The sequence below is a fragment of the uncultured Rhodospira sp. genome, from assembly GCF_937138205.1.
Classification (GTDB): domain Bacteria; phylum Pseudomonadota; class Alphaproteobacteria; order Rhodospirillales; family Rhodospirillaceae; genus Rhodospira.
In genome coordinates this window covers 76,037-89,413 of sequence record NZ_CAKZOT010000081.1, presented here as the reverse complement: position 1 = coordinate 89,413, position 13,377 = coordinate 76,037, and the positions used below count along the sequence as shown (strand labels likewise).

Sequence of the window (13,377 nt, the reverse complement as noted above, 5' to 3'; positions counted from 1 at the left end):
CCTGGTCGCGGCGCGCTGCCAGGCCTGACCGCCCGGACTTTTGCCCCGGTTACGCGACGTTTGCCGTCAAGGGTGTAGCCCTTGACGGCGTCGCTGCACTAGGTCGGCCGGAAGAAGTCGTTGCCCTTGTCGTCGACGATGACAAAGGCGGGGAAGTCCTCGACCTCGATGCGCCAGACGGCTTCCATGCCCAGTTCGGGGTACTCCAGTACCTCGACCTTCCGGATACTGTTGAGCGCGAGCTGGGCCGCCGCGCCGCCCACCGAACCCAGATAGAACCCGCCGTGCTTGGCGCAGGCGTCGGTGACGGCCTTCGACCGGTTGCCCTTGGCGATCATGACCATGGAGCCGCCGTTGGCCTGGAACAGGTCGACGTAGGCGTCCATGCGGCCGGCCGTGGTGGGACCGAACGAGCCCGAGGCCATGCCCTCCGGCGTCTTGGCCGGTCCGGCGTAGTACACCGGGTGGTCCTTGAAATACTGCGGCAGGCCCTGGCCGGCGTCCAGGCGTTCCTTCAGCTTGGCGTGGGCGATGTCGCGGGCGACGATCATCGGTCCCGTCAGGCTGACCCGGGTCTTGATGGGAACCTGGCTGAGCGTCCGCCGGATCTCGGTCATGGGCTTGGTCAGGTCGATCTTGACCACGTCGCCCGACAGCTTTTCGTCCTTGATGTCCGGCATGTACTTGGCCGGGTCGGTCTCCATCTGTTCCAGGAAGACGCCGTCGCGGGTGATCTTCGCCTTGGCCTGACGGTCGGCCGAGCACGACACGCCGATGCCCACCGGCAGCGAGGCGCCGTGGCGCGGCAGGCGCACCACCCGCACGTCATGGCAGAAGTACTTGCCGCCGAACTGGGCGCCGATGCCCAGGCGCCGCGTCATCTCCAGCACCGCCTGCTCCAGGTCCAGATCGCGGAAGGCATGGCCGTGGTCGCCGCCGGCCGTCGGCAGCCCGTCCAGGTACTTGGCGGAGGCCAGCTTGACGGTCTTCATGTTGGCCTCGGCGGAGGTGCCGCCGATAACGATGGCCAGGTGATAGGGCGGGCAGGCCGCCGTGCCCAGGGTCTTGACCTGCTCCTCCAGAAACGCCAGCAGGCTTTTCGGGCTCAGGACCGCGCGCGTCTGTTGGTACAGGAACGCCTTGTTGGCCGAACCGCCGCCCTTGGCCATGAACAGGAACGAATAGCCCTCGCCCGGCGTGGCGTACAGGTCGATCTGGGCCGGCAGGTTGTTGCGCGTGTTGACCTCGTCGTACATGTCGCGCGGCGACATCTGCGAGTAGCGCAGGTTCAGGTTGGCGTAGGCGTTGGCCACGCCCTCGGACAGCGCCAGGGCGTCGTCGCCGCCGGTGAACACGCGCTGGCCCTTCTTGCCCAGGATGATGGCGGTGCCCGTATCCTGGCACATGGGCAGGACCATGCCGGCCGAGATGTTGGCGTTCTTCAGCAGTTCCAGGGCGACGAAGCGGTCGTTGGCCGAGGCCTCCGGGTCGTCCATGATGGCCCGCAGTTGCGCCAGATGCGACGGCCGCAGCAGGTGGGAGATGTCGCGGAACGCCTCCTCGGCCAGCCGGGTCAGGGCCGCCGGCTCGACCACCAGCATGTCCTCTCCCCGGAAACGGTCGAGGGCGATCCCGTCGGCGGTCACCTTGCGATAGGCCGTGTCATCGGTGGCGAGCGGAAACATCTCGGCGAAGCCGGCATCAAGCATGGCGCACTCCCGTTGAAACACGGCGCGAGCCAGCGCGCGCGGCGGCCGGCCGGCACCGATGATGTCGTCTGTGGACCGGGTTTACTGCTTCTTGCGGAAGGCGTCGAGGGCGATGACGTTGGCGCCGTCGGCGTCGGTCTGCGCCGCCGAGTCGGGCTGGCCCTGCTCGTCGTTGGTCTCGCCGTCGCCCATCAGCGCGTCCCACTCGGCCGCGCCGCTGTCGTCCATGTCGTCCAGGTCGGTGCCGCTCTCGGTCTGGAACTGCAGGCCGAAACTGGCGTGCGGATCGGCGAAGGCGGTGACGGCGGCGAACGGCACGCGCAGGCGCTCGCGCTTGCGGTTGAAGCTGAGGGTCACCTCCAGCGCGTCGTCGAACACCTTCAGATCCCAGAACTGGTTCTGCAGGACGATGGTCATGTCCTGGGGGTGCTGCGCGCGCAGCCGGTCGGGCAGAACGACGCCCGGGCGGGTGGTCTCGAAGGTGATGTAGAAATGGTGCTCGCCCGGCAGTCCGCCCTGGGACTCCACCACCCTGAGTGCGTCACGCAGCACGCCGCGCAGGGCGGCCTCGACCATCCGGTCATAATGGAAGGTGGTGACTGTTTCGCTCACGTCGTTGATCCCGTGCGCTTGTCGTGGGCCGGCAAGCCGGCAGGGCGAAAAGCAACTGTCCGTTCTTGCGTCCCGAGTCTTGCGTCCCGAGCGTTCCATACGTTCCGTCCCGCGAACCCGGCCGAACAAGGCCAAGGTCCCGGTGCCCACGGTGCTGTCCACGGTGCGCCAGGATGGCCGGGACGAGTGGAGGGCTTCTGTTGCCAGGTGCCCTCCGGACCCCGCCCGAACGTGCTACCGCCCGGGGCTTAGATCGGTCACCAGCACCGCATTACGCGGCGACGGCTTCCGGAGCATAGTTGTCGTTGGCAACTATTGCGTTTGGCCCGATAACGGTGGTGCCATGCCGAACACAGCCTGTCTCTTTACCACGCGTGTCGATCCTGTTTCGCCCCCAGGACAGGTCCCGCCGCCGCCGGCGGGACCGGGAACTGGTGGAGGCGCCGGGCACTGCCCCCGGGTCCACTACGCTTATTCCAGACAGGGTTTAGCGTCATAGCCGGCGAACCGGCATTAAAGAATATAGGACGATGGGCGGCCGGATGCAAAGGCCGGGTGCGGTTCTGGTTTTTTGGCCAGCGGCTCGCGGCGGATGGGCCACACCGTCGGCCTGGCACATTACGCCAGCGGATCGGTGCGTCGGGCGATGTCCAGAAATACCTCCTCCAGGGTGCGGCGGCCGTGGCGGGCGATCAGGTCGCCCGGCGCGCCCTGGTCATGGATACGCCCGCCCTTCATGACGAACACGGTATCGCACAGCCGCTCCACCTCGGCCATGTTGTGCGAGGCCAGCAGGATGGTGGCGCCGCGCCGCGTCCGCCAAGTCTCCAGGTGGCCGCGCACCCAGTCGCCGGTGTCGGGGTCCAGCGACGCCGTCGGCTCGTCCAGCAGCAGGAGTTCGGGGTCGTTGAGCATGGCCTTGGCCAGGGCGACCCGGGTCTTCTGCCCGGCCGAGAGCTTGCCGACCGGGCGGGTCAACAGGTCCCCAAGGTGCAGGTCGGCCACCACCTCCGCGATCCGCTCCCGCACGTCGCGGACACCGTACAGGTGGCCGTAGACCGTCAGGTTCTCCCGCACCGTCAGGCGGTGCGGCAGGTCCACATAGGGCGAGGACACGTTCATGCGCGCCAGCGCCAGATGCCGTTCGCGCCCCATGTCGCGTCCCAGCACCCGGATCGTCCCCGTCGTCGGCAGCAGCAGCCCCGAGATGATCGACAGAGTCGTGGTCTTGCCGGCTCCGTTGCCGCCCAGCAGGCCAACCGTCGTTCCGGCGGAGATGGTCAGGTCGAGATCCCGCACGGCGGTCACCTTCGACCCGGAGGGACCCGGAAAGACCTTGCCGACGCCGCGTGCCTCGATCACCGCGTCGCCGGGCAGCGCGGCGGGTGGCGCGCCGGGGCCGTGGGCGGCGCCGGCGGTCATGCGCGCCTCGCGATCACCGGCCGCCGCCGCCCGCCAGCAGCTTGTCCATGTGGTGGCCCTGGAACATGGTGATCCCCAACGACTTGCCCAGGTCTATGGCCGCCGGGTCGTCGCAGCGGGCGAGGATGGTGGTGGCCCCCTCGCCGTCCCGCAACCGCTCGGCCAGTTCGGCGCCGGGACCCTGTGATAGAAGCTCGGGCAGGTCCGGCCGCCAGAACAGCTTCATCATGTCGACACCCAGGCGTTCCCGGTTGAGCAGGGCCATTTCCTCGGGGCTCAGTGAATCCAGGCAGATCCGGTACCCGCGCTGGTGCAGGAAGTCGCGCGCGAAGGTGAAGGCCTCCAGGTCGGCGAACACGTCCTCGACGCGCAGTTCCAGAACCGCCGTGCCGTGCAGGGCGGCGGCGACACGCTCCTCGAACCGCAGGAAGGCGTCCGACAGGATCGACCCGACGTTGATGTTGATGGCGAAGCCGCCACGGATCAGGCGCGGACCCTCGTGGTTGAGCCACGACAGGATGCGCCGATCCAGCGTTTCGGTGAAGTGCTGGAACAGCCACCGGTTGGCGGTCAGGTCCACCTGCGGCGCCACGGTATCGCGCAGCTTGGGGATGGAGACGTAGATCTCCGAGTACAGCGATTGCGGCGGCGCCCCCCCCACCACCGCGCAGATGGTCTGCAACCGCACGTGGTTCGACAGGTCGGCGCGGTTGAGGCCGCTGATCAGGCGGTCGAGAATGTCGGCGTCCAGGGGCTGGCGGTCCGACCCGGCCGGCCGGTTGCTGCCGGTACTGTCAATAAGGCCGGGCGGTGGCCCGTCGGGCGCCTCGTCATCGATGCCCTGGGGGCGTTGCGGGGCCGTTTCGGCCCTCTTGCCTTCGGCGAACGCGGCCGACCGGGAGTAGTCCGGCCGGGGCTTGGTCTGGCTCTGGGCGGCGGCGGTCTCGGCTTTGGCCATGGCCACGGCCTCGATCCGCTTGGCCATGGACCGCAGCACGGCGAAATCCCGGTCCAGCGACCACCACGTCAAAAGCGGGCTGTTCTGTCCGGCCGGGTTCAGCAGATGCGCGGTCAAGGGATCGTCGGGGATCAACAGGCGCATCCGGATCAGCAGCGAGCGCACGGCATCGGTCTGATCGCGGTGAAAACAGATCAGGTAATCCTTGCCCGGCAGCCGGAAGACGCGCACGCCGTTGGACCGCGCCAGCGGCTGGATGGCCTGATCCAGCGCCTGAATGACATCGGTGTCCCAGCTGTCGGGGCGCAACTCGGACAAGGCCAAGCGCAGGGCTCTCACGTCCTGATGGCTCTCGGAAATCTCTCTCACGTATTCGGGCAATGCAAACGCGGAGGAAACGGCGGAGCGAACCTCAGCCATGAGCACCTCCCTGGGGCGCGGCGGGGTTTCCGGAGGCGGACCGGCCACCGAGCCCGCCCGCGAGATTGTGCAGGCGCGTCACGGAGTCGAGATGCGGCGGATTGGGGCACGCCCCGCGGGTCGGACCCGCGGCCGAGCGGCGGCGCTCGACGCACTGCGCCAGGGTGCACATCTCGCGCTTCGGGCACCCGGCCATGGTCGTGGCGCCGATGACCCGGTCGACGAAAAACCCCTGGAAGGAGTGGATGCCCTGCGCCATGCCCCAGGTCAGGGCGGTCTCGTTCTCGACCCGGGCCAGGATGATGCGGTCGACCCCCAGCGTGCGGATCAGCGCCTTCGGGTGCGGACCGTCCCAGATGGCGGCCGGATCGGCCAGATCGGGATCCCAGGTCAGTTTCAGGCCGCCGACATCCAGCCGTGCCGGGTCGATCATGGCCAGGGCGCGGGGCGAGACGCCGTCCAGCACCAGGCTATGCCCGCGCTTGGTCAGCCACGCGTTGGCCTGGCCCAGGCGGTCGAGGTTGGTGAAGGCGTCGATCACCTGCACCTCGACCGTCATCCGCGATCCCTTGGGCAGGGCGGTGTGCAGCCGTTCCATGGCCGGGCTGAGCACCGTTTCCAGGTTGAGGTTGAGGCCGACGCCAATCGGCGGCTTCGGCAGCGGCAGTTGGGTGATCGCGGCGACGATGCGTGGGTCCAGTTGCCGGCAGACGTCCTGGAACAGCCAGCGGTTGGCGAACAGGTCGACGTTGGGCGCGCAGGCCTGGCGCACCTCGGCCATGGCGACAAAATATTCTTCGTACTGGAAGCGACCGTGGCGATCCTCGTCGATTCGCAGCACGGCCTGACGCTGCACCAGCGGCTGTGGGTCGAGGTTGCCCAGCGCCCGGCCGATATGGCGCAGGTGACCCGGTGCCAGGGGCTCGTCCTTGGCGCGTTCGGTCTGAACGTCCTTGCGTTGGGACTCGATCAGCTCTACGTGGTCCCGACCCAGCTCTTCCACCTTCAGGCGCAACGACTCCCGGTCGCGTTGCAGGTCGTAGAGGGTCAGGAAGGGATCGTTGCCATCCGAATCTTCGCTCGTGCTGCCCGGGTCGGACCGGAACAGGGCGCGCAGGCGCTCGCCCTGGACCTCCAGGGCGCTGGGCGGCATGTCCGTTCCCAGGACCACCAGATCCCCGTTCGAAAGGATGAAGACCTCACAGCCGTAACCGGCCACGAGGGGCGCGAACAACTGGGCGGCAATGCGGACCCGGATCGGCGTTCTGTTGCGTGGCCGCAGGCGCGACAACGCTATATATATGGCCTCGCGCCCCCGGATCGATCGCGACATGCGGGCCAGGGAATCCAAAAGACTCTGGTCCGCATGGAGGAAGGCATTGCCTGTGATCATGTGTTAAACTGCCATGAAATCATTACAGGGCTCCATGCGACCAAGGCATGACCGAAGGGTGCGCGCGACACGGCAACATTAGCCTCTTGCTCGCCTCCCGCCAAGGCGGAGAACCCGCCTCCACGGTTCGTTGGTGGAATTGGTGTCGGGTTTCGCGACCGAAAAGAGAGAGTCTGCATCGTGACCATGATGGAGGGAACCTGGCCCGTCGACTTCTGGATCCCGGCGCCCGGCCGGGCGCCGGACGGCACCAGGGTCTACGCCGTTCCCGACATCCATGGGCGTGCCGACCTGCTTGAGGGGCTGCTGGACGCCATTGACGTGGACCTGGCCCGGGCCGACGAGAGCCTCGATCGGGCTGTTGCCGTGTTCCTGGGGGACTACATTGATCGCGGGCCACGGTCGCGCCGGGTTCTCGATATCCTGACCAACGGAATGCCCAAGGGCCTTGAAACGGTCTTCCTGAAGGGCAACCACGAGGATTTCCTGCTGTCGTTCCTCGACGGCAAGGCGGAGGTGGCGGGCTGGCTGTGCAACGGCGGGTTCCAGACGCTCGCGAGCTATGGCGTGCCGGCACCGGACAGCGCCTTCCTGGTCGGGGAGGCGGAAAACCACTTGCGCGCCGCGCTTCTGGACGCCCTGCCCGAGCGGCACATGCTGTTCCTGCGTGATCTGAACCTGATGCACCGCGAAGGGGGTTACCTGTTCGTCCATGCCGGGATCCGGCCCGGGGTGGATCCGGATCACCAGGCCGCAGACGATCTGTTGTGGATCCGGGGGCCGTTCCTGACCAGCGATGCCGATTTCGGCGCCGTCGTGGTACATGGCCACACCATCACGCCGCGCCCCCTGATGCTGACCAATCGCATTGCCCTCGACACCGGTGCCGTGGAGACAGGCCGCCTGACCTGCGGCGTGTTTGAGGCCGACCGGCTGCGGTTCCTGCAGACCGAGCCCGGCGCCTAACGCTCGGCCAGAAAGGCGCCCAGGACGCGCCGCAGGTTCTCGCTCAGCGTCGGCGAGATGTAGCCCCCCTCCTGCACCAGGACAGTGGGCCACCGGACGGCGCCCAACAGCGCGCCCAGGCGGGCGAAACCGTCGGGGGTCACACGCAGGCCACCGAACGGGTCGTCCTCGGACGCATCCAGGCCCAGCGCCACCACCAGAGCGTCCGGCGCGAACGCGTCGATGCGCGCCAGCGCCGTTTCGACCGCCGCCAGATAGCCGTCGTCGCCGGTGCCCAGCGGCAGCGGCAGATTCAGGTTGAAGCCCAGCCCGGCGTCCCGGCCGCGCTCGGCGGCGTGTCCCCAGAAGAACGGATAGAACGCGGCCGGGTCGGCATGGACCGAGACGGTCAGCACGTCGGCGCGATGATAGAAGATGTCCTGGGTGCCGTTGCCGTGGTGCAGATCGACGTCCAGCACGGCCACGCGCCGGCCGCCGGCCGCCAGTTCGGCGGCGGCAATGGCGCTGTTGTTCAGGTAGCAGAAGCCGCCGGCCAGGTCCGGCCCGGCATGGTGCCCGGGCGGCCGGCACATGGCATAGGCCTCGCCGGCGCCGCCGGTCACCGCCCGCGCCGCCGCCACCGCCGCGTGCGCGCTGGCGCGCACCGTCGGCCAGGTATCACGCAGCACCGGACACGCTTGATCGCCCAGGTGGAACCCGGCCCGGCCCACTGGCGCCAGCGGATACGCGCCGTCGCGCCGGGGCGGGTGCACGTTGGGCCGCACATCGCCGCCGGCACCGGGCAGGGTCTGCCAGACGTCCCAGATGGTGCGCAGGAAGTCCAAATACTCCGGCGTGTGCACGCGGGCCAGCGGCCGGTCGCCGGCGTCGGGCGGGGTCTCGACGGACAGGCCCAGGGCGGCGACGGCGCGGTCAAAGTGGTCCAACCGCTCCGGCTGCTCCGGGATAGGACGGGGCTGACCGCTGACCAGGAAGGTGTCGCCGGCGTGGCCGCGCTGCGCCGGGGACTGGAACACGCGCATAAAAACCTCTTCGCTCCGGGCCTGTCGGATGCACACACGTCGTCGTCTTCGCCGCCTCATTGCGAGGAGCGAAGCGACGACCCTCGACTGACGGCCTATTGTATTCACACGTGATGGCAGACCGGCAAGACCGGTCAATCCTGGCGTCGGCCGGGATCACGCCGCGCCCTGGTCCGCCGGGTCGCCCACAACGCAGGCCGGCGCGTCCGTCAGGCCCTGGCAGCACTCTTCCAACAGGTAGTCAAGCATCGCCTTCGCCTCCTTCGTATCCACGAAGCAGCGCAGCGACCGGCCCTCGCGTTTCTGATGCACCAAGCCGACCATGATCAGGTGCTGCAGGTGGTGCGACAACGTCGACTTGGGGATATCCACGTGTCGCAACAGGTCGCCCACAACCGCGCCCTCCGGCCCCGCGCGCACCAGCAGGCGGAACACGGCCAGGCGCACAGGGTGGCCCAGTTCGCCCAGGCAGCGGGCGGTGGCTTCCAGGCGGTCGTCGATCATGGGCCGAGCGTGGCACGCCACCGACGCGCTGTCAATCGATTGTTCTGCAATCGCCGAACAGTCACGCATCCGCCCTGGCCACGCGCCGCCGCACCGCCGCGCCCGCCTCGTACCAGCCCTGGGTGCGGTTGACGATGGCCACGACGGACAGCATCACCGGCACCTCGATCAGCACGCCCACCACCGTCGCCAGTGCGGCCCCGGAGTCGAAGCCGAACAGGCTGATCGCCGCCGCCACCGCCAGTTCAAAGAAGTTCGAGGCGCCGATCAACGCCGACGGCCCGGCAACGCAATGGGCCTCGCCGCTGATCCGGTTCAGCAGATAGGCCAGCCCGGAGTTCAGGTACACCTGGATCAGGATCGGCACCGCCAGCAGGGCGATGATGAACGGCTGCGCCAGAATCTGCTCGCCCTGGAACCCGAACAGCAGCACCAGGGTCGCCAGCAACGCCCCCAGCGACGCCGGTTGAAGCCGGCTCAGCCATCCCGCCAACGCCGCCTCGCCACCCCGCGCCAGCACCCGGCGCCGCAACGCCTGGGCGAGGACCACCGGCACCGCGATGTACAGCACCACCGACAGCAGCAGCGTGTCCCAAGGGACGGTAATGGCCGACAACCCCAGCAGCAGGCCGACGATGGGCGCGAAGGCCACCACCATGATGGAATCATTCAACGCCACCTGGGTCAGCGTGAAGTGCGGCTCGCCCCGGCACAGGTTCGACCACACGAACACCATGGCCGTGCACGGCGCCGCCGCCAGCAGGATCAGTCCGGCGATGTAGCTGTCGATCTGCTCGGCCGGCAGCCAGGGCGCGAACAGCCAGCCCATGAACAGCCACGCCAGCAGCGCCATGGTGAACGGCTTCAGCGCCCAGTTGACCAGCAGTGTGACACCGATCCCGCGCCAGTGCTCGCCGACGCGGGCCAGCGCCGCGAAATCGATCTTCACCAGCATGGGAATGATCATCAGCCAGATCAACACCGCCACCGGCAGGTTGACCTTGGCCACCTCGGCGGCGCCGATGGCCTGGAAGACCGATGGAAAAAAGTGCCCCAGGGCGATGCCGGTGACGATGCAGGCCGCCACCCACAGGGTCAGGGTGCGTTCGAAAAATGACATTGCGCGCTCAATCCCTTGCGACGGCGCCACGACCGATCCGGTCGCGGCCGGAACCATAATTCGAGAATATTCGAACCGATCCGCGTCGTCGAGGTTATTTTCATGACAATCGAAATGTTACGGACTCGGAGCCGCCGACGGTCGGGTCCGCGTGGGGACACACTGCCGGCCCCGCCCGAGGGTCACTCCCACTCCATCTCCGAGAACACCTGCTGCGCGTTGCGGCCGGCGAGCCCCTCGAACTGCGCCAGATGGGAAAAGGCCGACTGGTCCACGCTTCCGACCTCGGTGATCGACCCGCCGGCGTCCAGATGCGCGCCCACCACCGCGCGCAGGTGGGCGAGGTAGCCCCGCGTCTCCGCGCGCGCCCGCTCCAGCGTGGTGGCCGGACCGTGGCCCGGCACCAGGTACGCCGGGTCGTGGGCGGCCATGGCGTCGAAGGCCTCGATCCAGGCGCGCGCGTTCGAATGCTCCTGCACCCCCAGCAGACGACCCACGAACACGATGTCGCCGCTGAACACGATGTCCTTCGACGGCACCCAGACATAGCTGTCGCCCGGCGTGTGGGCGGGACCGGGGTGGTACACCTCAAACGCCACGCCGCCCAGGCTGAAGGTGTGATTGTCATCGAACACCGTGCCGGCGTGGACCGGCTCGGTGCCGTTAAGGCCGTCCCCGATCAACTGCGCCAGCATGGAGAGCTGCATCGAACCGCGCTCCTGCTGGTCGGCGACAGCCTCGGCCGAGGCGATGATGTCCGCCCCCTGGTCCACCCAATAACCGTTGCCGAGCCAGCGGTGATCCTGCCCGCCGGTGTTGACGACCACGCGCACCGGCTGGGCGGTCACCGTGTCGATGGCCGCGTCGATCTGGGCGGCGCCCTTGTAACTGCCGCCCGGATCGATCAGCACCGCGCCGTCGTCCGTGACGACGAGGCCAAAGGTGGCGTTGTTGCCCAGGTTCTCCGGATCGCGCTGCGCCATCGGGCCGACCAGGGCATAGACACCGTCGGTGACGGGCTGCACCTCCAGCGGCGCAGCGACGGCAGGGGCGGAAAAGGCCAGGGCCAAGCCGATTCCCGCGCCGGTTGCCAACACACGAGACCAAGACCGCATCGGGCTTCCTCCTTCGGTTCCGTGATGGTGCCGGGATCGCCGGACCGGGCGAGGCAAAACCACGCGCCTATGCGTCCCGCCCTTCCTCCACCGCGTGACAGGCCACCAGCGCGCCGTCGTCCTGGGGCAGCGCCTTCGGCACCTCGGCCGAGCAGCGGGCATTGGCCAGCGGACAGCGGTCGTGGAACACGCACCCCGACGGCAGGTTCATGGCCGACGGCACCTCGCCGGGCAGGCCGGGCGGCTGCATCTCGTCGGTGGAAATGCGCGGGATGGCGGACAGCAAAATCCGCGTGTAGGGGTGGCGCGGCCGCTCGAACAGCGTCGCCGTGTCGGCCAGTTCGCACAGCGTCCCCAGATACATCACCCCCACGCGGCTGCCGAAGTGACGCACGACGGACAAATCATGGGTGATGAACAGATAGGTCAGGTCCAGCTTGTCCTGCGTGTCCATCATCACGTTGAGGACCTGCGCCTGGATGGACACGTCCAGCGCCGAGATGGGCTCGTCGGCCACCACGAAGTCCGGCTCGACCATCAGCGCCCGGGCGATGGAGATGCGCTGGCGCTGGCCGCCTGAGAACTCGTGCGGATAGCGCTTAACCCAGCCGGGATCGTTGCCGACCGACACCATGATGCGCTCGACCCGCTCCTTGACCTCGGCATCCGACAGCTTTGGGAAGTGGAAGCGAACCGGCTCCTCCAGCGTCTGCTGCACCGTGCGGCGCGGGTTCAGCGACGCATAAGGGTTCTGAAAGATCATCTGCATCCGGCGATGGAACGGCTTGCGCGCCGTGTGCTTGAGCGCGTCGATGCGCGTGCCGTCGAAATGAATCGCGCCGTCGGTGGGGTCGAGCAATCCCATGATGACCCGCGCCAGGGTGGACTTGCCGCAACCGGACTCGCCCACCAGACAGAACGCCTCGCCGCGCCGCACGGTGATGGAGACGTCGTTGAGCGCCTTCACCACCGGCCGCTCGCGTTGCAGGAAGTGCCCGCCCAGGTCGAAGTGCTTGACGATGCCCCGCGCCTCGACCAGCGGGTGATCGGCCGCCTCTCTCATGCCGCCGCCCCCGCCATCAACTCGTCGGCGCGCACGCACCGCACCCTGTGTCCCTCGAAATCGTCCAGCGGCGGCACGGCCGCGCGGCAGCGGTCCTGCGCATAGTCGCAGCGGGGATGGAACGGGCAGCCCTCGGGAATGGCGTTCAGCGACGGCATACTGCCCCGGATCTGGCTCAGGCGCGCGCCCGGCGTGCCCTCGCCCGGCAGCGCCGACAGCAGGCCGCGCGTGTAGGGATGCACCGGGTCATGAACCACACGCGCGGTGGCGCCCGATTCCACCACCCGGCCGGCATAGAGCACCACCACCCTTTGCGTGACCTGCGAGACCACGGCCAGATCGTGGGTGATGAGGATCAGCCCGACGCCGTGGCTTCTGCACAGGGCCAGCATCAGGCTCATGATTTCCGCCTGGATGGTCACGTCCAGGGCCGTCGTGGGCTCGTCGGCGATGATCAGCGCCGGCTCGGTCAACAGGGCGATGGCGATCACCACGCGCTGGCGCATTCCGCCGGACAGTTCGTGCGGATAGGACCCCATGCGGTTCTCCGGCGAGGGGATCTTGACCTCACCCAGGCGGGCGATGGCGATGCGCTTGGCTTCGGCATCGCTGATGTCGCGCCGGTGGGCCTTCAGGGTCTCGATCATCTGCGTACCGATGCTCAGCACCGGGTTCAGCGTCATCATCGGATCCTGAAAGATCATGCTGATCCGGTTGCCCCGCACCGAGCGCATCTGTTGCGTCGACAGTTTGGTCAGGTCCCGCCCCTCGAACAGAATCTGTCCGCCGGCGATGCGCCCGGGGCGGCTGAGCAGGTTCAGGATGGCGAACGCGGCCACGGACTTGCCGGCGCCCGACTCGCCGACGATGCCCAGGCGCTCGCCCTTGTCCACGGTGAAGCTGACGGAGTCGACCGCCGTCAGGGTGCCGTGCCGGGTGGGGAACTCGACCACCAGGTCACGCACGTCCAGCAGGGGCATTCAGGAGAGTCCTTCGTGGTTTTGGCCGGAAAGCGGACCCCGGATCGTCCCCGGGACCCCTCAAGACATGGGGTCGCCACGCTCCCTCAGAAC

Annotated in this window: 12 protein-coding genes and 1 other RNA gene; 1 reads left to right on the top strand and 12 read right to left on the bottom strand. The window is 68.2% G+C overall.

The genetic code is table 11. From position 1 onward, the window contains the following. Positions 1-98: 98 nt before the first annotated feature. The 6 genes from Q0309_RS11815 to Q0309_RS11790 form a co-directional block, all read right to left on the bottom strand. A complete protein-coding gene (locus Q0309_RS11815) occupies positions 99-1,709 on the bottom strand; it encodes a fumarate hydratase (protein ID WP_299440965.1) in 1,611 nt (536 codons plus the stop codon). A gap of 81 nt (positions 1,710-1,790) precedes the next feature. After that, positions 1,791-2,285 carry a ClpXP protease specificity-enhancing factor SspB gene (locus tag Q0309_RS11810; protein WP_299440987.1) on the bottom strand — a complete coding sequence of 165 codons (495 nt, stop codon included), beginning with the start codon at positions 2,283-2,285 and terminating at the stop codon, positions 1,791-1,793. 221 nt (positions 2,286-2,506) lie between these two features. Beyond that, positions 2,507-2,873, bottom strand: a transfer-messenger RNA (tmRNA) gene (gene ssrA / locus Q0309_RS11805). 66 nt (positions 2,874-2,939) lie between these two features. Then, a complete protein-coding gene (locus tag Q0309_RS11800; RefSeq protein ID WP_299440962.1) occupies positions 2,940-3,743 on the bottom strand; it encodes an ABC transporter ATP-binding protein in 804 nt (267 codons plus the stop codon). Between the two features lie 13 nt (positions 3,744-3,756). Continuing rightward, positions 3,757-5,121 (bottom strand): hypothetical protein, encoded by a 1,365-nt coding sequence (locus tag Q0309_RS11795; protein WP_299440959.1) that lies wholly within the window; start codon positions 5,119-5,121, stop codon positions 3,757-3,759. After that, positions 5,114-6,514: a hypothetical protein gene (locus tag Q0309_RS11790; RefSeq protein ID WP_299440956.1), complete on the bottom strand. Its 1,401-nt coding sequence runs from the start codon at positions 6,512-6,514 to the stop codon at positions 5,114-5,116. Before Q0309_RS11790 ends, Q0309_RS11795 begins: the two co-directional genes overlap by 8 nt. Before the next feature lie 186 nt (positions 6,515-6,700). On the opposite strand from Q0309_RS11790, the gene Q0309_RS11785 reads away from it, so the two are divergent. Continuing rightward, positions 6,701-7,480 (top strand): metallophosphoesterase, encoded by a 780-nt coding sequence (locus Q0309_RS11785; protein ID WP_299440984.1) that lies wholly within the window; start codon positions 6,701-6,703, stop codon positions 7,478-7,480. Here Q0309_RS11785 and Q0309_RS11780 read toward each other — a convergent pair. The 6 genes from Q0309_RS11780 to Q0309_RS11755 all read right to left on the bottom strand — a co-directional run bounded on the left by Q0309_RS11780 (position 7,477) and on the right by Q0309_RS11755 (position 13,284). Then, positions 7,477-8,496, bottom strand: a complete 1,020-nt coding sequence (locus Q0309_RS11780) for a histone deacetylase family protein (RefSeq protein ID WP_299440953.1) — start codon at positions 8,494-8,496, stop codon at positions 7,477-7,479. The genes Q0309_RS11785 and Q0309_RS11780 overlap by 4 nt on opposite strands. Before the next feature lie 162 nt (positions 8,497-8,658). After that, positions 8,659-9,006: a helix-turn-helix transcriptional regulator gene (locus Q0309_RS11775; RefSeq protein ID WP_299440951.1), complete on the bottom strand. Its 348-nt coding sequence runs from the start codon at positions 9,004-9,006 to the stop codon at positions 8,659-8,661. Positions 9,007-9,067: 61 nt separating this feature from the next. Then, positions 9,068-10,126, bottom strand: a complete 1,059-nt coding sequence (gene arsB, locus Q0309_RS11770; protein WP_299440949.1) for an ACR3 family arsenite efflux transporter — start codon at positions 10,124-10,126, stop codon at positions 9,068-9,070. Between the two features lie 182 nt (positions 10,127-10,308). Continuing rightward, the gene (locus Q0309_RS11765; protein ID WP_299440947.1) at positions 10,309-11,241 is read right to left on the bottom strand and encodes an MBL fold metallo-hydrolase; all 933 of its coding nucleotides are present in this window, start codon (positions 11,239-11,241) and stop codon (positions 10,309-10,311) included. 67 nt (positions 11,242-11,308) lie between these two features. After that, entirely contained in the window at positions 11,309-12,304 is a 996-nt protein-coding gene (locus Q0309_RS11760) for an oligopeptide/dipeptide ABC transporter ATP-binding protein (protein WP_299440944.1), read from the bottom strand. Further along, positions 12,301-13,284, bottom strand: coding sequence for an ABC transporter ATP-binding protein (locus Q0309_RS11755; protein ID WP_299440941.1), 984 nt, complete (start codon positions 13,282-13,284; stop codon positions 12,301-12,303). Before Q0309_RS11755 ends, Q0309_RS11760 begins: the two co-directional genes overlap by 4 nt. Positions 13,285-13,377: the final 93 nt, after the last annotated feature.